Source organism: Caulobacter sp. ErkDOM-C (genome assembly GCF_048541825.1).
Taxonomy (GTDB): Bacteria; Pseudomonadota; Alphaproteobacteria; order Caulobacterales; family Caulobacteraceae; genus Caulobacter.
This window is the reverse complement of record NZ_CP183332.1, coordinates 3,646,708-3,668,493: the sequence shown is the minus strand read 5'-3', so window position 1 is coordinate 3,668,493 and position 21,786 is coordinate 3,646,708. Positions and strand designations below refer to the sequence as shown.

At 68.1% G+C, this 21,786-nt stretch carries 27 protein-coding genes; 9 read left to right on the top strand and 18 right to left on the bottom strand.

The features are described 5' to 3' along the window. Positions 1–7: 7 nt before the first annotated feature. Entirely contained in the window at positions 8–1,618 is a 1,611-nt protein-coding gene (locus tag ACN2C8_RS17750) for a cisplatin damage response ATP-dependent DNA ligase (RefSeq protein ID WP_419253355.1), read from the bottom strand. 42 nt (positions 1,619–1,660) lie between these two features. Beyond that, the gene (locus ACN2C8_RS17745) at positions 1,661–2,383 is read right to left on the bottom strand and encodes a hypothetical protein (protein ID WP_419253354.1); all 723 of its coding nucleotides are present in this window, start codon (positions 2,381–2,383) and stop codon (positions 1,661–1,663) included. Between the two features lie 90 nt (positions 2,384–2,473). Between ACN2C8_RS17745 and ACN2C8_RS17740 the strand changes: the two genes are divergently transcribed. Then, complete coding sequence (locus ACN2C8_RS17740) at positions 2,474–2,896, top strand: PaaI family thioesterase (protein WP_419253353.1); 423 nt, start codon at positions 2,474–2,476, stop codon at positions 2,894–2,896. 33 nt (positions 2,897–2,929) lie between these two features. Here ACN2C8_RS17740 and ACN2C8_RS17735 read toward each other — a convergent pair whose 3' ends face one another. The 3 genes from ACN2C8_RS17735 to ACN2C8_RS17725 form a co-directional block, all read right to left on the bottom strand. Continuing rightward, on the bottom strand, positions 2,930–5,335 hold the full coding sequence (locus ACN2C8_RS17735; protein WP_419253352.1) for a DNA translocase FtsK 4TM domain-containing protein: 2,406 nt from the start codon (positions 5,333–5,335) through the stop codon (positions 2,930–2,932). Between the two features lie 207 nt (positions 5,336–5,542). Next, positions 5,543–6,259, bottom strand: a complete 717-nt coding sequence (locus ACN2C8_RS17730) for an aspartate/glutamate racemase family protein (RefSeq protein ID WP_419253351.1) — start codon at positions 6,257–6,259, stop codon at positions 5,543–5,545. Positions 6,260–6,330: 71 nt separating this feature from the next. After that, positions 6,331–7,044 (bottom strand): hypothetical protein, encoded by a 714-nt coding sequence (locus ACN2C8_RS17725; RefSeq protein WP_419253350.1) that lies wholly within the window; start codon positions 7,042–7,044, stop codon positions 6,331–6,333. 121 nt (positions 7,045–7,165) lie between these two features. Here ACN2C8_RS17725 and ACN2C8_RS17720 point away from each other — a divergent pair, with 121 nt between their 5' ends. Then, complete coding sequence (locus ACN2C8_RS17720; RefSeq protein WP_419253349.1) at positions 7,166–7,792, top strand: TetR/AcrR family transcriptional regulator; 627 nt, start codon at positions 7,166–7,168, stop codon at positions 7,790–7,792. 46 nt (positions 7,793–7,838) lie between these two features. Here ACN2C8_RS17720 and ACN2C8_RS17715 read toward each other — a convergent pair whose 3' ends face one another. Both ACN2C8_RS17715 and purE read right to left on the bottom strand, forming a co-directional pair. Next, the gene (locus ACN2C8_RS17715) at positions 7,839–8,930 is read right to left on the bottom strand and encodes a 5-(carboxyamino)imidazole ribonucleotide synthase (RefSeq protein WP_419253348.1); all 1,092 of its coding nucleotides are present in this window, start codon (positions 8,928–8,930) and stop codon (positions 7,839–7,841) included. A 7-nt stretch (positions 8,931–8,937) separates the two neighbouring features. Continuing rightward, a complete protein-coding gene (gene purE, locus ACN2C8_RS17710; protein WP_419253347.1) occupies positions 8,938–9,426 on the bottom strand; it encodes a 5-(carboxyamino)imidazole ribonucleotide mutase in 489 nt (162 codons plus the stop codon). A gap of 236 nt (positions 9,427–9,662) precedes the next feature. Between purE and ACN2C8_RS17705 the strand changes: the two genes are divergently transcribed. From ACN2C8_RS17705 to ACN2C8_RS17695, 3 genes are all read left to right on the top strand, one after another. Then, positions 9,663–10,376, top strand: a complete 714-nt coding sequence (locus ACN2C8_RS17705) for a GGDEF domain-containing protein (RefSeq protein ID WP_419253346.1) — start codon at positions 9,663–9,665, stop codon at positions 10,374–10,376. A 154-nt stretch (positions 10,377–10,530) separates the two neighbouring features. After that, entirely contained in the window at positions 10,531–10,893 is a 363-nt protein-coding gene (locus tag ACN2C8_RS17700) for a response regulator (RefSeq protein WP_419253345.1), read from the top strand. Between the two features lie 49 nt (positions 10,894–10,942). Beyond that, positions 10,943–11,566, top strand: coding sequence for a methyltransferase domain-containing protein (locus tag ACN2C8_RS17695; RefSeq protein ID WP_419253344.1), 624 nt, complete (start codon positions 10,943–10,945; stop codon positions 11,564–11,566). Between the two features lie 9 nt (positions 11,567–11,575). Here the strand turns inward: ACN2C8_RS17695 and ACN2C8_RS17690 are convergent, their stop codons facing one another. The 3 genes from ACN2C8_RS17690 to ACN2C8_RS17680 form a co-directional block, all read right to left on the bottom strand. Continuing rightward, positions 11,576–11,815, bottom strand: a complete 240-nt coding sequence (locus tag ACN2C8_RS17690; RefSeq protein WP_419253343.1) for a YdcH family protein — start codon at positions 11,813–11,815, stop codon at positions 11,576–11,578. A gap of 66 nt (positions 11,816–11,881) precedes the next feature. Then, on the bottom strand, positions 11,882–12,331 hold the full coding sequence (locus tag ACN2C8_RS17685; RefSeq protein WP_419253342.1) for a TIGR02444 family protein: 450 nt from the start codon (positions 12,329–12,331) through the stop codon (positions 11,882–11,884). A gap of 4 nt (positions 12,332–12,335) precedes the next feature. Next, positions 12,336–12,965, bottom strand: a complete 630-nt coding sequence (locus ACN2C8_RS17680; protein WP_419253341.1) for a UbiX family flavin prenyltransferase — start codon at positions 12,963–12,965, stop codon at positions 12,336–12,338. Positions 12,966–13,094: 129 nt separating this feature from the next. Between ACN2C8_RS17680 and ACN2C8_RS17675 the strand changes: the two genes are divergently transcribed. Beyond that, a complete protein-coding gene (locus ACN2C8_RS17675; protein WP_419253340.1) occupies positions 13,095–13,268 on the top strand; it encodes a YdcH family protein in 174 nt (57 codons plus the stop codon). An 87-nt stretch (positions 13,269–13,355) separates the two neighbouring features. Here the strand turns inward: ACN2C8_RS17675 and ACN2C8_RS17670 are convergent, their stop codons facing one another. The 6 genes from ACN2C8_RS17670 to ACN2C8_RS17645 all read right to left on the bottom strand — a co-directional run bounded on the left by ACN2C8_RS17670 (position 13,356) and on the right by ACN2C8_RS17645 (position 17,106). Beyond that, a complete protein-coding gene (locus tag ACN2C8_RS17670) occupies positions 13,356–14,075 on the bottom strand; it encodes a DUF1013 domain-containing protein (protein ID WP_419253339.1) in 720 nt (239 codons plus the stop codon). Between the two features lie 122 nt (positions 14,076–14,197). After that, positions 14,198–14,602, bottom strand: a complete 405-nt coding sequence (locus ACN2C8_RS17665) for a hypothetical protein (RefSeq protein ID WP_419253338.1) — start codon at positions 14,600–14,602, stop codon at positions 14,198–14,200. A 28-nt stretch (positions 14,603–14,630) separates the two neighbouring features. Further along, positions 14,631–15,077, bottom strand: coding sequence for a hypothetical protein (locus ACN2C8_RS17660; protein ID WP_419253337.1), 447 nt, complete (start codon positions 15,075–15,077; stop codon positions 14,631–14,633). A 64-nt stretch (positions 15,078–15,141) separates the two neighbouring features. Next, entirely contained in the window at positions 15,142–15,279 is a 138-nt protein-coding gene (locus tag ACN2C8_RS17655; RefSeq protein ID WP_419253336.1) for a hypothetical protein, read from the bottom strand. Positions 15,280–15,353: 74 nt separating this feature from the next. After that, on the bottom strand, positions 15,354–16,127 hold the full coding sequence (locus ACN2C8_RS17650; RefSeq protein ID WP_419253335.1) for a helix-turn-helix transcriptional regulator: 774 nt from the start codon (positions 16,125–16,127) through the stop codon (positions 15,354–15,356). Between the two features lie 4 nt (positions 16,128–16,131). After that, a complete protein-coding gene (locus ACN2C8_RS17645; protein WP_419253334.1) occupies positions 16,132–17,106 on the bottom strand; it encodes an NAD(P)H-quinone oxidoreductase in 975 nt (324 codons plus the stop codon). Positions 17,107–17,196: 90 nt separating this feature from the next. On the opposite strand from ACN2C8_RS17645, the gene ACN2C8_RS17640 reads away from it, so the two are divergent. Next, positions 17,197–17,403 (top strand): DUF1192 domain-containing protein, encoded by a 207-nt coding sequence (locus tag ACN2C8_RS17640; protein ID WP_419253333.1) that lies wholly within the window; start codon positions 17,197–17,199, stop codon positions 17,401–17,403. 172 nt (positions 17,404–17,575) lie between these two features. Then, positions 17,576–18,088, top strand: coding sequence for a DUF1465 family protein (locus ACN2C8_RS17635; RefSeq protein WP_419253332.1), 513 nt, complete (start codon positions 17,576–17,578; stop codon positions 18,086–18,088). A gap of 138 nt (positions 18,089–18,226) precedes the next feature. Here the strand turns inward: ACN2C8_RS17635 and rpmE are convergent, their stop codons facing one another. After that, entirely contained in the window at positions 18,227–18,451 is a 225-nt protein-coding gene (rpmE, locus tag ACN2C8_RS17630; protein ID WP_419253331.1) for a 50S ribosomal protein L31, read from the bottom strand. 110 nt (positions 18,452–18,561) lie between these two features. Between rpmE and ACN2C8_RS17625 the strand changes: the two genes are divergently transcribed. Next, positions 18,562–20,415: an ABC transporter transmembrane domain-containing protein gene (locus tag ACN2C8_RS17625; RefSeq protein WP_419253330.1), complete on the top strand. Its 1,854-nt coding sequence runs from the start codon at positions 18,562–18,564 to the stop codon at positions 20,413–20,415. 37 nt (positions 20,416–20,452) lie between these two features. Here ACN2C8_RS17625 and ACN2C8_RS17620 read toward each other — a convergent pair whose 3' ends face one another. Beyond that, entirely contained in the window at positions 20,453–21,751 is a 1,299-nt protein-coding gene (locus tag ACN2C8_RS17620; RefSeq protein WP_419253329.1) for a hypothetical protein, read from the bottom strand. Between the last annotated feature and the right edge of the window lie 35 nt (positions 21,752–21,786).

Here is a 21,786-nt window from a genome sequence, read left to right as displayed (position 1 = left end):
AGCCCGATCAGTCCAACATCTTCTCCAGGGTCTCCAGTTCATCGGCCTCCCGCGCCGGCTTGTCCCAGCGGATGCGGCTGATGCGCGGAAAGCGCATGGCGACACCCGACTTGTGACGGGTCGAGCGCTGGAGACCCTCGAACGCCACCTCGAACACCAGGCCGAAGTCGAGATCGGCGCGCACCGAGCGCACGGGCCCGAAGCGTTCGACGGTGTTGTCGCGCACGAACTTGTCGATCAGTTTCAGCTCCGCGTCGGTGAAGCCGAAATAGGCCTTGCCGACCGGGGTCAGGGTCCGGCTGCCCTGCTCGTCCTCGCGCCAGACGCCGAAGGTAAAGTCGGAATAGAAGCTCGAGCGCCGGCCGTGGCCGCGCTGGGCGTACATCAGCACCGCGTCGATCAGCCGGGGATCACGCTTCCACTTGAACCACGGCCCCTTGGGTCGGCCCGGCTCATAGACACTGTCGCGGCGCTTGAGCATCAAGCCCTCCGAGAGCCGCGCGTCGCCCTCCGGCGGCTCGCCGCGCAGGACGGCCAGGGCTTCCCAGGTCTCGAACGGCTGCAGCGGCGACAGGTCGATGCGCGGGCTGGCGATCCTGGCCACGAGGGCTTCCAGCCGCGCTCGGCGCTCGACGAACGGCAGGCTGCGCACGTCGGTCTCGCCGTCCAGCAGCAGGTCATAGGCGCGGATGCCGGCGGGAAAGGCGGCCAGCTGTTTGGCGTCCACCGTCTTGCGGTTCAGCCGTTGCTGCAGGTCACCAAAAGAGGCCAGAGCGCCGTCGCGGATCACCAGCAGCTCGCCGTCCAGCGCCCCGTCGAACTCCAAAGCCGCCAGCACGTCTGGAAAGGTCGCCGAGATGTCGTCGCCGGTGCGCGTATAGAGCCGCCGCTCGCCGCGCTCCGAAACGGCCTGCACGCGGATGCCGTCCCACTTCCATTCGGCCACATAGTCGGCCGGGTCGAGCCTGGCAAAATCCACGGCCTCGTCGATGGCCTGGGCCAGCATCACCGGCCGGAAGCGCCCCGGCGCGTCGGGCGAAGGCTGCTCCGAGCGCCCCTCCAGCCAGGCGAAGAGATCTCCGTAGGGCGGCTCCAGCGCATGCCAGACCTCCTCGATCTGCCCGATCTCGACCTTGCCCAGATTGGCGCAGGCCTGCTTGGCCAGCCGCGCCGAAACCCCCACCCGCAGGCCCCCGGTCATCAGCTTCAAAAGCGCCCAACGGCCGTCGGGATCCAGCGCATCCAGCCAGTCCTCGATCAGGCGCTGGACCTCGCCGCGCGAGGCTGTGCGCAGGGCCTCGACCACTTCGGACAGTTCGGGCTCGCGATTGGGGCCCGGCCGCGCTTGCCAGACCAGGGCGACGGTCTCGGCCAGATCCCCGACAAAGTCATAGGACCAGGCGAACAGCTGGGCGTCCATCCGCGCCTCGACCGCCTTGCGGATGAAGGCCGGCTTGGCCGCCGAGAACGACAGGGCGCCGGTCAGGGCCGCCAGGGCGAAACCCCGGTCGGGATCAGGCTGGCCGCGCAGGAAGTCCTCGATCAGGGTCAGCTTGGCGTTGCGCGAGCTGGTCAGGGACAGCCGGTCCAGCAGGTGGGCGAAGGCGCGCATGGACATCGAACGCCTCCCCTCGGCTCCGGTTCAGGTCATCTCAACGGGTCAGGCCGAACGGGCTTCGTCCAGCTGCCCCAGGATCATGATCTTCTGCCAGATCTTGCGGCCCAGGTCCGAGGTTAGGGTCTCGATGTCGTTGACGGCCGAAACAATGACCGGATCATCGCTCTCGCCGGCATAGAGGGCCGCCAGCTTGGCGGTCAGGGCCAGCATCTCGGCGCAATAGTCCAGATAGCGGGCCAGCTGGAAACGGTTCATCTCGCGCACCGGCGATGACGGCGTTCGCGGCCCCAGCACCAGGGTGGGGTCCTTGGTCAGCTGGTGCATGTCGATGACGTGGGCGAAGGAGCGCAGCTCGTGCAGGGCCTTCTGCACCCGACCGCGCTTCCAGCGGGTTTCCAGCGAGACCAGGAACCAGGCTGCGGCGCCCGACAGCAGGATCAGATTGACCGCCGGCTCCAGCCCTTGGGCCAGGCGCAGCGCGTCGGCGCCGCGCAGGGTGGTCAGCCAGTCCAGCCGAACGATCAGGGCCAGCTCGGCCAGGATCGCGATCAGGACGATGGCCAGAACCAGAAGGCGCAGTCCCAGATAGGGTCGCGACAGCCGCCTGGCCCTCTGGGCGGTGGTGCGCGCCGTCAGGGTCAGTTGCTCGCAGACCTGGGCCAGACCGGAGTCGGGAAAGCGCTCGGCGACGCGGATGCGCAGATGGTCCAGCGTGTCGACCACCTTGGCTGCATCCAGCTTTCGCGCGCCGTTGTCCCTGGCCATCGGATCCCCCATTGCGTGGCGACGCTAGCACGCCGATGGTGCTTGCCGTCAATTCAAACACATGTTTGAATTGCGGATCGGAGACCGGCCATGACCTTCCAGCCGCCAGAGCCCTTCACGCTTCACACGCGTCACAGCCCCCTGACCACCCCGTGGGAGCCGCTCTATGCCGATATCCGCGAGGACCGCTGGGTGCTGGGGATCGAGATCCGCGAGCCCCACACCAATTCGCGTGGCGCCCCGCATGGCGGCCTGATCGCCGCCCTGGCCGACAACGCCATGGGCCTGTCGTGCGGCGTGATGCTGAAGGCGCTGACCATCCCGTCCAGCGGACTGGTCACCGTCTGCCTGAGCCTGGACTATCTGGGCGCGGCGAAGTTGGGCCAGTGGCTGACATTCGACACCGACTTCATCAAGCCCGGCAAGAGCCTGTGCTACGCCGACGCCACGGTGCGGGCCGACGGCAAGCCGGTGGCGCGGGCCCATGCGACATTCAAGGTGGCCGGGGCGTAAGGCGGCGGGCGAGCGGTTGGCTCGAGACGCGCCCTACAGCCCCGGGGGTGGCGGCGCCAGGATCTCGCGCTTGCCGGCGTGGTTGGCGGCGCCGACCACGCCCTCCTTCTCCATCCGCTCCATCAGGGACGCGGCCCGGTTGTAGCCGATCTGCAGGCGGCGCTGGATGTAGCTGGTCGAGGCCTTGCGGTCGCGGGTGACCACGGCCACGGCGTGGTCGTAGAGATCGTTGGCCCCGCCCTCGCCGCCGAAGGCGCCCTCGATGGCCTCTTCCTGCTCTTCGTCGCCGCCGGCGGTGACCTCTTCCAGATAGTTGGGCGTGCCCTGGTCGCGCAGGAACCGGGCCACCGCCTCGACCTCGCCATCGCTGACGAAGGGTCCGTGCAGACGGGTGACCCGCCCGCCGCCGGCCATGTAGAGCATGTCGCCCTGGCCCAGCAGCTGCTCGGCGCCCTGCTCGCCCAGGATGGTGCGGGCGTCGATCTTGCTGGTCACCTGGAAGCTGATCCGGGTGGGGAAGTTGGCCTTGATGGTGCCGGTGATCACGTCGACCGACGGACGCTGGGTGGCCATGATCAGGTGGATGCCGGCGGCGCGGGCCATCTGGGCCAGACGCTGGACGGCGCCTTCGATGTCCTTGCCGGCCACCATCATCAGGTCGGCGACCTCGTCGATCACCACGACCAGATAGGGCATGGGCTCGGGTCGGATCTGCTCGGTCTCGTAGATCGGCCGGCCGGCGTCGTCGAACCCCGTCTGAACGGTGCGCTCGAAATGCTCGCCCTTGTCGAGGGCCTCATTGGCCTTGTCGTTGAAGCCGCCGATGTTGCGCACGCCGATCTTGGACATCCGCCGATAGCGGTCCTCCATTTCGCGCACGGTCCATTTCAGGGCGACGATGGCCTTCTTGGGATCGGTGACGACGGGCGCAAGCAGGTGCGGGATGCCGTCATAGACGCTGAGCTCCAGCATCTTGGGGTCGATCATGATGAAGCGGCACTTGTCCGGCGGCAGCTTGTAGAGGATCGACAGGATGATGGCGTTGACCCCGACCGACTTGCCCGAGCCGGTGGTGCCGGCGATCAGCAGGTGGGGCATCTTGGCCAGGTCGGCGATATAGGGCTCGCCGCCGATGGTTTCGCCCAGGGCCATGGGCAGGATCGACGTGGACTTGTCGTAGTCGTTGCTGGACAGCAGGTCGCGCAGATAGACCGTCTCGCGCTTGGAGTTGGGCATCTCGATGCCGATGGCGTTGCGGCCCTGGGCCACGGCCACGCGGCAGGAGATCACGCTCATCGAGCGGGCGATGTCATCGGCCAGGGCAACGACCCGGGCGGTCTTGACGCCCGGCGCGGGCACCAGCTCGTACATGGTGACCACCGGGCCAGGACGGATCTGGTCGATCTGGCCCTTGACCCCGAACTCGGCCAGCACGCTTTCCAGCAGGCGGGCGTTCTGGCGCAGGGCGGCGGCGTCGACGTCGGACGAGCGCGGCTTGGCCTTGGCCAGCATGGCCAGTTCGGGCAGCTGGAAGCCACCTTCGTCGTTGAAATTGAAGGCTTTCTGCTGCTCGCGCTGCTCGCGGCCGCTGTCCTTGGGCAGGGTCTTGGGCTTGGCTATGGCCAGCGGACGGGCCGCGACGGGTTCGTCCTCGTCCGCGTCGTCATGGGCGGCGGACGGCGGCGTATAGGCCTGTTCGGGGGCCTCGGGCCGGGCCGGGCGACGCGGCGGGACAGGGGTCTCGACTGTCTTGCGGGCGCGAGGGGGCTTGGGCGCGGCGGCCACAGGCTCAGGCTCGGCGCGTTCGCGCGGCTGCAGAGCGTCGCCGACGGCGTGGGCGATGGCCTCGGGGTCGAACCGGCGGAAGCCGATGGCGTAGCCCAGCGCGATGGCGGCGCCGATGGCCAGCAGGATGGCGGCGATCAGCCGGGCGCCGGGCACGCGGGCGAAATCGAAGATGGCGGCGATCAGGTGCAACAGGCCGTCGCCCCAGAACCCGCCCAAGCCCTTTTCCAGCGGCCAGGCGGCCGGCGGGGCCGGCGCCGACAGCAGGCCGGCCAGGGCCAGCAGGCCCAGGGTCCCGATACCGGCGCGCTGGCGCAGGTCGCGCCGCTCTGCCGCCGGATCGGCCTGCGACACGCGGGTGACGCCAAACACCAGCATCAGAAGCGAGGCGCCCCAGCCCGACAGGCCCAGGGACTGGATCATGATATCGGCCACGGCCGCGCCCGCCCCGCCCAGGGCGTTGGTCGGGCTTTGCCCCGTGGCGGCGTTCAGGCTGGGATCGGCGGCGTTATAGGTGGCGACAGCCAGCAGCAGGCCGGCGCCCACCACGGTGACCAGACCGCCGCGGAACCGCGCCGACCAGGGCTGGGCCCAGCCGTAGCGGATGGCATCCCAGAACAGCTCCGCCGTCGTACGCCGCGCCGCTCGCGCCATGAAACTCTCCGAAACACCGGGTACCGAACTCTCGAACCAGCATCTTTTGCCGCAAGAGGGTTAAGGGGCGTTTACGACGTCCGTTTTCGGGCGGTTCAGAACGTCGCGGGGTGTGCAGGACGCACGCGCCCTGGCCCGAAACCTCCATCAACCCTGCCCCAGGGAAGAAGGAGCAAGACCCGACACCCACCGAGGCGGGTGAAAACGTCAGCCGAGGCCGGGGCCTCCCAAGGCCCGCTCCACCGCCGCCAGGGCGTGGAGCGTCGTTGTGTCAAACACTGGAACGCTGCTGTCGGCCTGGCCGACCAGCAGCATGATCTCGGTACAGCCCAGGATCACCGCCTGGGCGCCGCGCGCCACCAGCCGGGCGATCACGGCGCGATAGACCTCGCGGGAGGCGTCCAGCACCTGTCCCGCCACCAGCTCGCGATAGATGATGTCGTGCACGGCCGCTCGGTCATCGGCCTCGGGGACCAGCACCTCAAGCCCGTGCTTTGTCTCCAGCCGACCGCGATAGAAGTCGTGCTCCATCGTGAAGGCGGTGCCCAGCAGGCCCACCCGGCTCAGGCCGGCGGCCTTGATCGCCTCGGCGGTCGGATCGGCGATGTGCAGCAGGGGGATCTTGACCGCTGCCTCGATCGTGTCGGCCTCGCGGTGCATGGTGTTGGTGCACAGCACCAGAAAGTCAGCCCCGCCGGCCTCCAGCGCCCGGGCGGCATCAGCCAGCCGGCGTGAGAGCTCAGGCCAGCGGCCCTGGTGCTGCAGGGTCTCGATCTCGGCGAAGTCGAACGACCACATCAGCGTGCGGGCCGAGGCCACGCCGCCCAGCCGCGCGCGCACCGCCTCATTGATCAAACGGTAGTACTGGGCCGAGCTTTCCCAGCTCATGCCGCCGATCAGGCCGATGATCGCTTGGTCGGTCATGGGGGCTCCGAGCATCCTTCAGTCCTGATCTAGGCTGATCCGTACGCTCCGCCCAGAGCCGGGCTCGGGACTCAGGCCCTGGCGCGGATCAGGCTCAGGCCCGTTGCGATGAGCCAGGCCGTCAGGGCTGCAAAGCCCGCCACGGTGAACAGCGCGAAGACGCTACCCTCGCGGCCCAGGGCCAGGGCCAGGGCCTCGCCTGTGCCGATCGCCAGCAGGATGGTGGTCAGGCCGCCCAGGGAGGCGGAGATACGGCGCGCCTCGCCCCACTGCAGGATCGCCAACTGGGCGACGAACAGCACGGTCAGCCCCTGGCCCAGATGCTCGCCGATGGCGACGCCGCCCCAGGCGTTCAGGAGGGCGAAGGATTGCTCGGCCCCGGCCCGGTCGGTGTCGTGGGCCAGCATCGGGATGGCGAAGACCCAGCGCGACAGGCCGATGGCCTGGGTCAGTCCGGCCAGGGCGCCGCAGATCGCCGCGCTGATCGCCAGGGCCGGTCGCGCGGCCAGTCGGCCGGATGTGATCGACAGGCCCGCCGCCAGCGGGACCAGAGCCAGGGCGCTGAGCATGAAGGCGTACCAGGCCAGGATCAGAGGCGCTCCTCCCGCCACGAACAGGTCCAGCGCCTCGCCCGGGGGGCGGCGCAGCACCTGCGGATAGTCGTAAAGGGCGGCCAGGGCCGCGTAGGGCGCATTGAACCCAACGCCCAGGGCGATCGCCCCCAGGCCGATCCAGACGGCAGACGGGGTTGGGCGGGCGGTCTTGGGCGTGAAGCTTTGCGTCATGGCCATGTCTCCATTGGGTGACATGGCCAATATCACCGGCCGGTGACACGCGCAACCAAATTGTCACCGACCGGGGACATTGACGCTGGACGAGGCGGCAGGGTCGTACTAACCACGGGTTATGTCCGAGACTCCCGATCCCCCCAGAGCGTCTGGCCGCGACCGCGCCCGGACCGAGGCCGCCCTCGTCGCCGCAGCGCGTCAGGTTCTGGCTGAGGCGGGGTTCCAGGGGTTTGGCGTCAACGCCGTGGCCCGCCAGGCCGGCTGCGACAAACAACTGATCTACCGCTATTTCGGGGGGCTCGACGGGCTGGTCGAGGCGCTGGGGGTTGATCTGGCCGCCCGCATAGAGGCCGGACTGAGCCAGGGCGCCGCAGAGCCGCCGCGCACCTATGCCGAACTGGCCGAGCGGCTGATCCTGGGCTTTCTCGACGCCCTGCGCGGCGATCCGCTGGTCCAGCGCATCGCCGCCTGGGAAGTGGCAGGGCCGTCTCCGCTGGTGGACCGGCTGACCGTCGCGCGGGGTCAGGCGCTCGGTCGCTGGATGGCCCGCATGCGCGGCGATCTGACGCCGCCGGCGGGCCTGGACGCGCCTGCCCTGAACCTCTTCCTGATCGCCGCCGTACAGCAACTGGTGCTGTCAGCCTCGGCGGCGGGTGCCTTTTCCGGTGTGCCCCTGCGCTCGGAGGCCGACTGGGACCGTGTGAAGGCCGCCGCGCTGCTGATCATCCAGCGCGTCTACGCCTAGAGCATTTTTTGACGAAGTGGACGTCGGTTCGTCGTCAGAAAATGCTCTAGTCCTTCAGCGGACGCAGCCGGTTCACATGGCCCATCTTGCGGCCCGGGCGGGCCTCGCCCTTGCCGTACAGATGGACGCGGGTCTCGGGCTCGCCGGCCAGCTTCTTCCAGGCCTCGACATCGGGGCCCAGCAGGTTGGTCATTTCCACATGGGCCAGGGGCTGGGTCGGGCCCAGGGGCCAGCCGGCCACGGCGCGGATGTGCTGCTCGAACTGGTCGACCTCGCAGCCGTCCTGGGTCCAGTGGCCGGTGTTGTGGACGCGCGGGGCGAACTCGTTGACCAGCAACTTGCCGCCGGCCAGCTCGAACAACTCCACCCCGATCACGCCCACATAGTCCAGGGCCGTCAGTATACGGATGGCGATGGTCTCGGCCTGGTCGCGCGTGGCCATCGTCACCTTGGCCGGGGCCGAGGTGCGCTTGAGAACCCCGCCCTCGTGGTGGTTTTCCGACAGGGGATAGCAGGCGATCTCTCCGTCGCGGCCGCGCGCGGCGATCACCGACAGTTCGCGCCCGAAGTCGGCGGGGGCCTCAAGGATGGCGGCCTGGCGGCCGATCTTCTCGAACGAGGCCTCAGCGTCGCTGGCGCGCTGGATCCAGGCCTGGCCCTTGCCGTCATAGCCTTCGCGGCGGGTCTTCAGCAGGGACGGCGCGCCGATCTTGGCGACGGCAGCGGCCAGGCTGTCGCTGTCATGGACGGCGGCGAAGGCCACGGTGGGCACGCCGATCTCGGCCAGGAAGCTCTTTTCCACGACCCGGTCCTGGGCGGCGGCCAGGGCCTTGGCCCCCGGCGCGACCACGCAGTTCAGGGCCGCCAGCTCAGCGACGGTGTCGGCTGGGACGTTCTCGAACTCGTAGGTGACGACGTCGCAGGCCTCGGCCAGGCGTTTGAGGGCCCAGCGGTCGTCATAGGCGGCGACGATCTGGCGGGCGGCGACGCGGCCGGCGGGGCTGTTTTCCTCGGGATCGAGGATCACCACGTCGAAGCCCAGGCGCGCGGCGGCCAGGGCCAGCATGCGGCCCAGCTGTCCGCCGCCCAATATGCCGATGGTCGAGCCCGGAACGAGGGGGAAAGACGCGTCAGTCATGGGCGGATCAGTCCTCGACGCTTTCGGCGACGCTGTCGGTCTGGGCCTGGCGCAAGGCGGCCAGGCGCTCGGCCAGGGCGGGATCGGACAGGGCCAGGATCTGGGCGGCCAGCAGGCCGGCGTTCTTGGCCCCCGCCTCGCCGATGGCCAGGGTGGCCACGGGAACGCCGCCCGGCATCTGGACGATGGAGAGCAGGGAGTCGAGGCCGCTGAGGGCCTTGGACTGCACCGGCACGCCCAGCACCGGCAGGTTGGTCATCGAGGCGGCCATGCCCGGCAGGTGGGCTGCGCCGCCGGCCCCGGCGATGATCACCTTGAAGCCCGCGCCTTGCGCGCCCGTGGCGAAGTCGAACAGGCGCTGCGGCGTGCGGTGGGCCGAGATCACCTTGGCCTCGTAGGCGACGCCCAGGCTGGCCAGCGCGTCGGCGGCGGCCTTCAGGGTGGGCCAGTCAGAGCGGCTGCCCATGATGATGGCGACCGGCGGTGTATTCGGCATCGGCTTGCAGATCCCTCAAGGCGGCGCGCGGACGCGGATGCTTGACCCGAGCCCTGAAGGTCGCCCCGTATGCGCGTCAATCGCGCCAGCGCAAGCCCAAAACGCGGCGCGCGCCCGGGAAACCGGCGCCGCGCGCCGCGACGGCAGGGCCCTGCGACCAAAACGCGCCCTGATTGCGTGCGCCGCCGTTCCCGTTAACACTTGACGAAGCTGTGCAAGAAACGATTCCCTAGCCCATGAAAATCTCCGGCGCCCGGACCGAACCCTTCGCCGCCATCCGCAAGCGGGCCCTGGCCCGTGCGGGGGCCCAGGTCTCCGTGCGCGAGGCGCCGGCCCCTGACACCGCCGCCTTCCTGGGGCTGGGCGAGGCTGACCTGACGCCGCAGGTGCAGGAAGCGCTGACCACCCTGATGGCCGAGATCGACGACCTGCGCGGCGAGGTTTCGCGGCTGAAGCTGCGACTCAACGAAGCCCAGCAGCAGGCCGACCAGGATGTGCTGACCCCGGTGCTGAACCGTCGCGCCTTCCTGCGCGAGATGAAGCGCGTGGCCGCCTTCGCCCAGCGCTATGGCTCGCCGGCCAGCGTGGTGTTCTTCGACCTGGACGGCTTCAAGAACGTCAATGACCGCTTTGGCCATGCGGCGGGCGATGCAGCCCTGCAGGCGGTCGCGCGCCGTCTGCTGGCCAATGTTCGCGAGAGCGATGTGGTCGGGCGCATGGGCGGCGACGAGTTCGCCGTGCTGCTGGCCCAGGCCGACAAGGAAACCGCCCTGTCCAAGGCCGCCAGCCTGGCGGCCGCCATCCAGGACACCCCCGTCGAGTTCGGCGAGTGGTCTGCGCCGCTGCACATCTCGTGGGGCGTGCGCGAGATTGCCCCGGGTTCGGACCCCGAAGTGGCCCTGGCCGAGGCCGACGCGGCGATGTTCGTGCGCAAGCGCAAGCAGGCCTAGATGTCCAAGACGCTCTAGGGTTTGAAACGCCCGCTCCTCGCCTCAGGGTCTTGCGACGTTTTGCGCAGGGACTCTGACCTGTCCTCCGGCTACCAATTTAACGGTTAGTTAAGCAAAGACGCTCTGACTGGTGCGGGGCGTGCGGGGCGCGGGAATGCAGCGAATTTTGATCGCCGAGGACGACCCGATCTTGGCGCTGATCTATGAGATCACGCTGGGCGAGGCCGGCTTTGACGTCTTGGTCTGCCGCGACGGCGTGGAAGCGCTGGCCGCGCTGGATGCGTTCGCCCCCGATCTGGTGATCACTGACTTCTACATGCCCCGCATGACCGGCGGCGAGTTGATCCGCGCCGTCCGCAAGCGGCGCGGCGTCCTGACCTCAACCCTCCTGGCCTCGGCCATCGATCCGGCTTGCCTGGGCGAGGATGAAAGGGCTGACGCTCGCCTGGAGAAGCCGATCACCCCGGCCAAGCTGCTGCGCGGCGTTCGGGCTCTTGAGGCCTGCCAGGCCCACTGACAAACTCGGCGAATTGGGCGATGAACGGAACTCGTATCAGGGGTCCCGCATGACACACGAATGCGCCAAGTCCATCGCCCGTCGAATGCACGATCCCAAGTTCGCCAGCCACTATTTCGTCGGCCATGGCGTGGATGTGGGCGGCGCGCCCGACCCGCTTGAGCGTTTCAAGCCTTTCTTCCCGCTGATGGGCGTCTGCGACACCTGGGACCTGCCGCAGGGCGATGGCCAGTATCTGGAAGGCGTGGCCGACGAGACCTACAATTTCCTGCATTCCAGCCATTGCCTGGAGCATCTGCTGGACCCGGCCGTCAGCCTGCGCAACTGGCTGAGGGTGCTCAAGCCCGGCGGGCACATGGTGGTGATGGTCCCCGACGAGGACATGTACGAGCAGGGGGTGTTTCCCAGCACCTTCAATGACGACCACAAATGGACGTTCACGATCTTCAAGCCGGAGTCATGGAGCGGGCGGTCGCTCAATGTGCTGGACCTGTTGCGCCAGCTGGGGCCGCAGGCCGAGGTGCAAAAGCTCGAGTGCCTTAACAGCACCTTCTATCATGACCAGCAGCGCTTCGATCAGACGCGTCTGCCCACCACTGAAAGCGCGATCGAGTTCGTGGTGCGCAAGCGTCCGGCCTCGGAAGTCGACGCCAGGGGCCGATTGCCGGCGTAGAACTCCGGACTAGGCGATGATGTCGGGCATCAGCATGTCTTCCAGACGGCCGATCTTGTCCTTCAGGGCCAGCTTCTTCTTCTTCAGCCGGGCCACCTGCAGCATGTCGGGCTGAGGACGGTCTTCCAGGGCCTGGACGGCGGCGTCCAGATCCTGGTGCTCTTCGCGCAGGATCGACAGTCGGCGCTCGATCGCCTGGTCGGATTCGTCCGACGGATCGTCGTCGTTGGTCGACGGTTCATCGGTCATGGACGGTTCCCCTTGGCTGGAAGCCAAGCGCGATAGATAGCAAAGGCGGGGCGCGCGTAAAGGGGCTCACGACAATGCGGTCGCCAGGCGTTCCAGGGCCGACGTGCGGGGCGGATCGCCAGACGCGGCTGCCGCGGCGAGCAAGCCTTGCAGAACGTCCAGCGGCGGGCCCGAGGGGCCGCTCATCGCTTCCAGACTTTCCATCAGCACCCGCTCGCCCTGTAGCTCGGCGGCCTTGAGCGTTTCGCGGAAGGGTTCGCGCGCGGTGTCGGCGACGGCCGGGAAAGGAGCCTTCAGCGCCCGGCGCACGCCGCGCAGCGGAGCCCCGACCTCGGCGTCCCATTGCTTCATCAGCCGGGCGGCGGCCTTGGCGTCTGCGACGCGGCCCTCGCCGGCGGCCCAGGCGGCCCACAGCAGGTAGGGCACGTTCTGTCCGTGGGCGTCCTGCAGGTTCAGGCAGGCGGCCGCGACATCCTGTCGCGCATAGGCCGCAAGAGCCCAGTCCCAAAGCGTCATGGCCTTAACCCTCACTCTTTTCGGGCGATGGGGCCCCAATGGGCGGGATGTCCTCGCCCCAGCGCTTCACCGGCTTCCAGTTCAGATCAAACAGGTCCAGCACCCGGCCCACCGACTGGTCGACCATTTCGGCGATGGACCTTGGTTTGGCGTAAAAGGCCGGCAGGGGCGGGGCGATCACCGCGCCCATCTCCGACAGCTTGGTCAGGGTGCGCAGATGGCCCAGATGCAGCGGCGTCTCGCGCACCATCAGCACCAGGGTCTTGCGCTCCTTCAGCACCACATCGGCGGCCCGCGTCAGTAGCGAAGACGTTACGCCGCTGGCGATTTCGCTCATCGTCCGCACCGAGCAGGGGGCGATAATCATGCCCAGGGTCCGGAACGATCCCGAGGCGATGGCGGCCCCCACATCGGCGGCGCGGTGCACGATATCGGCCTTGGCGTTGAGGTCGGAGACCGAAAGATCGGTCTCCTGCGACAGGGTCAGAGCCGCTGATTTTGACATCACCAGATGGCTCTCAATTCCCAGGTCGCGACAGGCGTCCAGGGCGCGGATGCCGTAGATAACGCCCGAAGCGCCCGAGATCCCGACGATCAGTCGGGGTCTGTCCGCGGTCTTGGAAGGGTCCGTCATGGTGAATTTTCGTCCGACACGGGATGAAGGTTGGCCAAGTCAAGCGGGGCCGCGTGCAACCATATGTGATCTGACAGGCGGGCGCAGCGGGTGTTCACTCTTCTTCTCAACAGCAAGGAGCCGACAGCCATGGCCATCGAATCCCGTATCCGCGAACTTGGGTCCCGTCACGAGAACCTTGATCGCTCGATCCAGGAAGAGACCAAGCGTCCCGCAAGCGATGCGACCCGACTTAGGGAGCTCAAGCGGCAGAAGCTGAGGCTGAAGGAACAGATAGAGGGGCTGAAGTCACAGCTCCATTGAAGCTCCTGAATTAGAAAAGGCCCATTCCGTGATCGCGGAATGGGCCTTTTTCATTCTGAGCGCCAGAGCGCCTCAGTCTTCAGCGCCTCAGTCTTCGTCGTCATCCTCGTCGTCGGCCACATAGGTCGACTTGCCGAACACGTCCTCGGCCTTGGGCTCGGCGCGCGACTTGCGGTAATCGGCCTCTTCGTCCTCCTCGGGCGTCTCGACGACGCCGGTCTCCGAAGCGGGACGCAGGGTAGGATCTTCCGGCAGGATGCCCTTTTTCAGGTCGTCCTTGGCCTTCTTTTCGGCGGCCTTCTTGACCAAGGCGTCCAGCTCCAGCTGGCCGACCAGGCCCAGGGTCACGGGATCGACCGGCTTGATGTTGGCCGAGTTCCAGTGCGTGCGCTGGCGCACTTGGTCGATGGTCGACTTGGTGGTGCCCAGGAGCTTGGAGATCTGGGCGTCGGTCACTTCGGGGTGGTGGCGAATGAACCAGGCGATGGCGTCAGGGCGGTCCTGACGGCGCGACACGGGCGTGTAGCGCGGGGCCTTCTTCTGCGGCTTCAGCAGCTCGGCGTGACGGCTGACCTGGGCCTTCATGCGGTACATGTCGTTTGCTTGCGCCTTGTCTAGCTCTTCGCGGGTCAGCTGGCCGTTGCCGATCGGATCGGCGCCGCGGATGTCGCGCGCCACTTCGCCGTCGGCGATGCCGCGCACTTCCAGCGGGTGCAGATTACAGAAATCAGCGATCTGCTCGAAGCTCAGCGACGTATTGTCCACGAGCCAGACGGCCGTCGCCTTGGGCATCAGGATGTCGGACATGGGGTGCTCCACAAATGACGGCGCCCGGCCTTTCGGCCGGGCGGGATATTGCTGAAGGCTATAATCCGGTTCTCTGAAAAAGGGAACGGGGGATGGAGAGGGGCGGTGTCACCGCGCGATCCTCATGGCCGGCCCAACGCTCCGCCGATCCCGAGCAGCCGCGCCGCCAGATAGCCAGCGGCCGCCACGTCGTAGGTCAGGCAGAACATCGGCCACCAAGGCGGCGCGCCGGGGTTGCTGATCAGGTGGGGGTGGACGAAATCCAGGACACCATGGCCCAGCAGGGCCACGACCACCAGCCACAGGCTGGACCGGAAGCCCGCGACGGAGACGGCCAGGAAGCCGCCCAGGATCACCGCCTCCACGACCATGACGCCGGGCGCGCCGCCGATTATCGCGAACAGCACGTAGTAGCTGGCGATCACGGCCAGGACGACGGGATAGAACGCTTTGTCGCGATCAAACCCGACGACCGTGGCGAACACCCCCACGCCCAGGGCCAGCACGGCCCCCACAAGATATTCCATCAGAGTCTCCCGGGCGGTGACGCGGCGGTCACCCTAGCAATTTGTCCGCCGAACCCGTCAGCAGCACGAGGAAGCCGCCCATCTCCCCGAGGATCAGGCCGTAGATGAACAGGCTGATGATCCGGCCATGGACCTGGCCGGGGCCGAGGCGATGGGGGCGGCGCAGCTGATTGTCGGTGTCGCGCAGGATCCCGTGCACGGCGTAGGTCGCGACGGCGGCGGCGAAGAAGACCACCGGCAGGGCGACGGCGGCCAGGTTGACGCCCGGCGGCCACGCGCTGAGGCGGGCGAACTCGGCCAGCACCAGGCAGGCGAAGGCGTACATCAACGACGCGCGATGACAGACATCGACATAGGCGGGGGCCACGCCCTGCGCATCGGTGATCATCGCGCGGTATTTCCACACGCCCGTGGCCAGGCCGGTGAGGAAGAAGCCGCCGCATGCCAGTTGCGCCAATTGAACGGCGTCCGTCATGCGGCGGTCCCCCGACAGGGCCGGCGTCTCGCGGGCAGGGCCCGGTGAGCGGCTCTCATCCTGTCTAGTCAGCGCAGTTCGAGGTGGGCGTGCACACGCAGGCGTCGCCGCACTGGCACTGAGGGCCGCAGCCGCAGCTGGCATTGTCGCAGGCGCCGTTGGCCGGTGCGGGGCGGGTGTCGATCTGGGTTTGGTCGTTCATCGGACTGTCCTTCGAGAGGGTTGAGGAAGCCTGATGTTTAGGGCCTACGCTTTGGGGCGGCTTGAACGCAGCAGCTAGACGAGCACTAGATTGGCGGGGGCGATGCCGAACATCCGTCGGAACGTTCGGCTGAAATGGGCGGAATCCGAAAATCCGGCGCCGTGCGCGGCGGTGGTGAGCGTGACGCCCTCGGCCATCAGCACGACCGCTCGGGTCAGGCGGACCCACAACAGATAGGTCTTGAGGGACAGCCCGGTCTGCTCGACGAACAGGTGGCTCAGGCGGCTGGCCGACAACGTCGCGATCCTGGCCGCCGCGTCGAGGGTGACCCGTTGGTCGGGGTTCTGGGCCACCCAGGTGACGACGGCCTGGATGCGGGGATCAAGGGGGGCCTGAAGATCGTCGCCCGCGAGCGCCTCGACCATCTGTCCGCCGATCACGGCCAGGTCTGGGGTCGAGGGCGCGGGCGCGCTGGCCAGGCGGTCCAGCTGGGCGGTCAGAGCCTTGAAGCGGCACGCCGCCAGTTCACGCAGATCGCCGTCACCGAACGTCGCCTTCACGATGGCGCGACCCGCCCGGCTCTCAGGCTCGACGAACAGGATGGCGTAGGCGCCCTGGGCGTCGAACCGGTGCGGCACGTCCGGCGCGACCGCGACATAGGGGCCCCTGGCCTCGGCATCGGCCAGCCAAAGTTGAAACTGGCCGCCGAGGCTGATGACGATCTGGACCGCGTGATGGGCGTGGAAGTCGGTCCGCGGCGCCGGGCTGGGGCTGGCCGGCGCCGTGTCCAGCAGCCAAAGACTGCCACCCTGCCACGAGGCGATACGGGCTCGCGCCAGCTGTTCCATGCGGTCAGACGGTCAACACCACCTTGCCCACATGCTCCCCTGCTTCTAGGTGCGCATGGGCCTTGCCGGCCTCTGCCAGCGGGAAGGTGGCGTCGACGATGGGCTTGAGCTTGCCCGCCGCGATCCACGGCCAGACCACGCGTTCGATCTCTGCGGTCAGGCGGGCCTTCTCGTCGGCCGAGCGGGGGCGCAGGGTCGAGCCGGTGATCGTCGCGCGCTTCTGCATGATCTGCATGATCGGCACGTCCAGCACCGGCCCGGCCAGGGCGGCGATATAGACGATGCGGCCGCCGACATTGAGGGCGTGCAGGTTCTTGTCGAAATAGCTGGCCCCGACCATGTCGAGCACCACATCGACGCCGCCGGCCTCGCGGGCGATCTCGGCGAAGTCCTCGGTCTTGGTGTCGACGGCGATGTCGGCCCCCAGCTCCAGGGCCTTGGCCTTCTTGTCGGCGCCGCGTCCGGTGGCGATCACCCGGGCGCCGGCGGCCTTGGCCATGGCGATGGCGGTTGTTCCGATTCCGGACGTTCCGCCGTGGACCAGCAGGGTCTCGCCGGCCTTCAGGGCGCCATGCTCGAACACATTCGCGTAGACGGTGAAAACCGTCTCGGGCAGGGCCGCCGCATGGACCATGTCAAAGCCCTCGGGCGCGGGCAGGGCGTGGCGGGCGTCGACCACGGCATATTGCGCATAACCGCCGCCGCCCAGCAGGGCGCAGACCTTGTCGCCGACGCTCCAGCGGCCCGTCGCCACCATGACTTCGCCCGCGACCTCCAGGCCCAGGGTGACCGGCGCGCCCGGCGGGGGCGGGTAATAGCCCAGGCGCTGGATGATGTCGGGGCGGTTGACGCCGGCGGCGGCGACCTTGATCAGGATCTGGCCAGGCCCCGCAACGGGACGCTCCAGCTGGACGGGATGAAGCGCCTCGGCCGGGCCCTTGCCGCCCTCGACGGCGATCGCGGTCATCGCATCCGACATGGTCTCTGATCCCTCAAGCTTGCCTTGCGTCCTAGGTAGGCGTCAGATGAGCGAACGAAAAGGACGTTCATAGTCTTGGGGAGCCAGTCGATGTTCGAGGAACCCGTCGAGCCACGCGCTTTCAATCGTGGCGCGCTCAGCGAGACCACCCACGAGGACCTCGAGATCTATGGCGTCGCCGAGCTCGAGGAGCGCATCGAGGCGCTGCAGGCCGAGATCACACGCACCAAGGCCCAGCTGGACAAGAAGCGCGCGGGACGCGACGCGGCCAATGCGCTGTTTGGTCGCCTCGACTAGGGATTCATTTACCCTAATCAATGTCTAAAGGCGGCAAGCCGCCTTCTTTGCGTATGCGTCGAGGTTCGAGGGGGCAGGTCGCGAAACGGGACGCATTCGGTTGGCACGGGGGTTGCAGTCCCTGCTCCAGGCGAGACGTTCTCGCGGCCTTTCGAAGGGGCATTGAGTACCTATGACCGATCTGAACGCATCCGCGTCGACACCCTGGCGCGCGGGGGTCATCCAGGACTTCGCGAAATCGGAGCTGTTTGACCGCACGTTCGAGGAAGGCATGACGCTGGTCGAGGAGACCGCCGGCTATCTCGACGGCGCTGGCCGGCATGACAGCAAGATCCTCTCGCGCAATGCCGCCCTGGCCTACGCCACCGAAAGCATGCGCCTGACGACCCGCCTGATGCAGGTGGCCTCGTGGCTGCTGGTGCAGCGCGCGGTCAAGGAAGGCGAGATGGCGCCCGAAGCCGCTTGCGCCGAGAGCTATCGCCTGGCCGAGGAAGTCGCCGTGGTTGGCGCGGCGGTTGAGGAACTGCCCTACGGCCTGGTCAACCTGCTGCAGCGCTCCGAGCGCCTGTACGAGCGCGTGCGCCATCTGGACAAGCGCATGTATGTCGAGATCGCCGCCGAGGACGCCCCCCGCCCGGTTCAGGCCCAGTTCGACCGCCTCGCGGCGGCGTTCGGGGGCAGTTGATCCACCCCATCCCGCGCAACAAAAAGCCCGCCATCTCGACCGAGATGGCGGGCTTTTTTGACGCCTGAACACCAGACACAGAAAAAGCCGGCCCGCGAACGCGGGACCGGCCTTTCGTCGCCCTTACGGCGGATAAGCCTACTTCTTGGTGAAGCCAGCGAACTTGGCGTTGAAGCGCGAGACGCGGCCGCCACGGTCCAGCATGTGGGCGTTGCCGCCGGTCCAGGCCGGGTGGACGCGCGGATCGATATCCAGCGCCAGCACGGAGCCTTCTTTCCCGTAGGTCGAACGGGTCGGATAGGTGGTGCCATCGGTCATGGTGACGGTGATGAAGTGATAGTCGGGGTGAATGTCTTGTTTCATCGGGCGGTCCAACCGACTGGCGGTGTGAAAGTTGGTGAGCGGACGCCCTTGCGGGTGGCCCTCGAAGAGGCGCGGCTATAAAGAACACGCGCGAATTTGGCAAGGGACAGTTGATGACCGACGTACACGGCGGGGATATTTCGGTCGAGGGACGCCCCGGCGCCGGCGCTGAACTGGCTCAGGGCATGGCCGAGGCGGCCGCCCGGCGGCCCCGCCGCAAAGACATCCGCCCCCTGGCCCATCTGCTGCCCTTTGTGCGCGCCCATATCGGCGACGCCCTGGCTGCGGGCTTCTTCCTGCTGTTCTCCACCAGCGCCACCCTGGGCCTGACCGCGGCCTTCAAGACCGTTATCGACAAGGGGTTTGCGACCGGCGCAGCCTCGGCCGTCAATGGCGCCTTCATCGGCCTGGGCGTCGTGGCCCTGGTGCTGGCCGTCGCCACCTCGCTGCGGTTCTTCTTCGTCACCCGGCTGGGCGAGCGGGTCGTCGCCGACCTGCGCCGGGCGCTCTATGGCCACACCCTGACCCTGGATCCGGCCTATTTCCTCAAAACCCGCACCGGCGAGGTTTTGTCGCGCCTGACCACCGACGTGACCATCATCGAGCAACTGGTCGGCACCTCGGCCTCAGTGGCGGTGCGCAACATTCTCAGCCTGGTGGGCGGCCTGGGCTACATGGCCGTGGTCAGTCCCAAGCTGGCGGGCTTCATCGTGCTGATGGTGCCGGTGATCCTGGCCCCGATGTTCCTGATGGGTCGCAAGGTGCGCAAGCTGTCGGTGACGGCCCAGGACCGTTTCGCCGACGCCGTGGGCTATGCCGGCGAGAGCCTGGATGCGCTGGACACCGTCCAGGCCTTCGGGCGCGAAAAGGCTTCGGTCGGCCGCTTCGGCGAGGCCGTCGAGATGGCCTATCAGGCCTCGGTGCGGCGCATCACCGCCCGGGCCAGCATGACGGCCGTGGTCATCGTCCTGGCCTTTGGCGGCATCACCCTGCTGCTGTGGTCGGGCGCGCATCTGGTGCTGTCGGGCGAGATGACCCCCGGAACCCTGGCCCAATTTGCTTTGCTGGCCATCATGGCCGCCGGCTCGATCGGCGCCCTGGGCGAGGTCTGGGGCGACGTTCAGAAGGCCGCAGGGGCCATGGAGCGTATCGCCGAACTGCTGAGCTCGCAGCCCGGCATCGCCGCGCCGGAGAAGCCCAGGACCCTGCCGGTTCCCGCCACGGGCGCCGTGGCCTTCGACAACGTCACCTTCGCCTATCCCGGCCGTCCCGACCTGCCGGCCCTGCGAGGCTTTGATTTGACCGTCAGGCCCGGTGAGACCGTCGCCCTGGTCGGACCCTCGGGCGCGGGCAAGAGCACCGTCCTGCGCCTGCTCCTGCGCTTCTACGACCCGCAGGAGGGCGTCATCCGCCTCGACGGCGTGGATCTGCGCGACGCCGACCCGGTCGAGGTGCGCCAGCGCATGGCCCTGGTGGCCCAGGACTCGCCGCTGTTCTCGGGCTCGGCGCTCGACAACATCCGCTTTGGCCGCGAGGACGCCACCGAGGAGGAGGCCCGCACTGCCGCCGCCGCCGCCCAGGCCACCGGCTTCCTGGAAGCCCTGCCGCAGGGGTTCGACACCCCGGTGGGTGAACGCGCCAAGACCCTGTCGGGCGGCCAGCGCCAGCGCCTGGCCATCGCCCGGGCCCTGGTCCGCCAGGCCCCCATCCTGCTGCTCGACGAGGCCACCAGCGCGCTGGACGCCGAGAACGAGCGCCTGGTCCAGCAGGCCCTGCACGAGGCGATGAGCGGCCGCACCACCTTGGTCATCGCCCACCGCCTGGCCACCGTGCTCAAGGCCGACCGCATCGTGGTCATGGAAGACGGCCGGGTTGTCGAACAGGGCACCCACGCCGAGCTTTCGGCGCGTGGCGGGCTCTATTCACGGCTGGCGAAGCTGCAGTTCGGTGTGGAGGCGGCCTGATCTGCCTTCTCCCGCAAGGGGAGAAGGACTTCGCTGACTACCTCAGCAAATCCGCCGGCGTCGTCGGCTCGCTGATCACGGCCTCCATCGCCTTCCAGCGCGCGTCCTGGCTCGCGCCCGCGCGCTCCACATGCGCCCGGACCATGTCCTGGCCGAGATTGTAGTTGATCACGTAGGAGCGGTAGGTCTCGATGAAACTCAGGCGCTTTTCGGCGCGGGCCACCGAGCTGAGGCCGTATTTGGCCAGGGCCGCGATGGCGGTGGGTTTATCCATGCGACCCGAAAGATAGGCGTCGGCGATGGTGTTCTCGCTGCTGGCCAGATCGGCCTTGGCGGTCATCAGGGCGTCATAGGCGTCGGCGGTGGCCGGATCGAGACCCGCCAGCGGATAGAGCTGTTCGCGCTCGAACTTGACCTTCTCGGGCCCCGGGAAGGCCAGGCTGATGCCGTAATTGGCCGAGCCCTCGGCTATCAGCGATTGCGGCGAGAACAGCGGATAGACCGAGAACTCGACCCAGCCCTTGCCCTTGGTCAGCTTGTCTTCCAGTTGGGCGTTCAGCACATGGTGGCCCGGATAGCCCTCGTGGCAGCCCAGATCGACGGCGCGGCTGATGGCGACGGGCAGGTCGGTGTTGATCTCGATCAGGCTGTGGGCCCCGCCCTTGTACCAGTTGTAGCCGCTCCACGGCTTGCCGGTGACGAAGGCCAGGTCGAACTTCTCGCCCTTGGGCAGGGCGATGTGGGCTTGCGTCCGGGCTTTGCAGGCGGCGATGCCGGCCTTCATCACCGCGTCGAGTTTGTCAGCCGGGATCACGTACTGGCTCTGGAAGGCGTCGATGCGGGCGGCCAGGTCGCCCTCGCCGGGAAGCAGCCTGTCGATGCGGGCCAGGATCGGATCGAAGCTTTCCAAGGGCTTCAGCGGCGGACGCACGCCGAACAGGCCCTGCGCCTCGTCCTGGAAGCTGAACTTTTGGCCCTCCAGCATGGCCAGGCGGGTTTCGGCGGCTTTCAGCTGGCCCAGCATGAACGCCTTGCGGCGGCGCTCGTCGGGGGTGAGGGCGGCGTCATCGACGGCCCGGGTCGCGGCGGTCAGGCGGAGGGCCTCGGCCTTCAGGGCCGGCACGGCGCGCGGATTGGCCTTGGCGGCCTCGGCCCATTCCTTGGGGCCGTAATAGGCGTCGACATAGCCGGGCTCGCGCTCGCCGGCCTCCAGCGTCAGGGCCACGAAGTCGCGGGCGATGACATCCAGCCTGGGACCGCCAACCGAGGCGGCAAGGGCGGGCGCCGAAGCGCCCAGCAGCAAGGCGGCGGCCAGGACGGCCAGACGGGTGTTCATGAGAAGCCTCAACGCGACAAGGCGTTCAGGCTGCA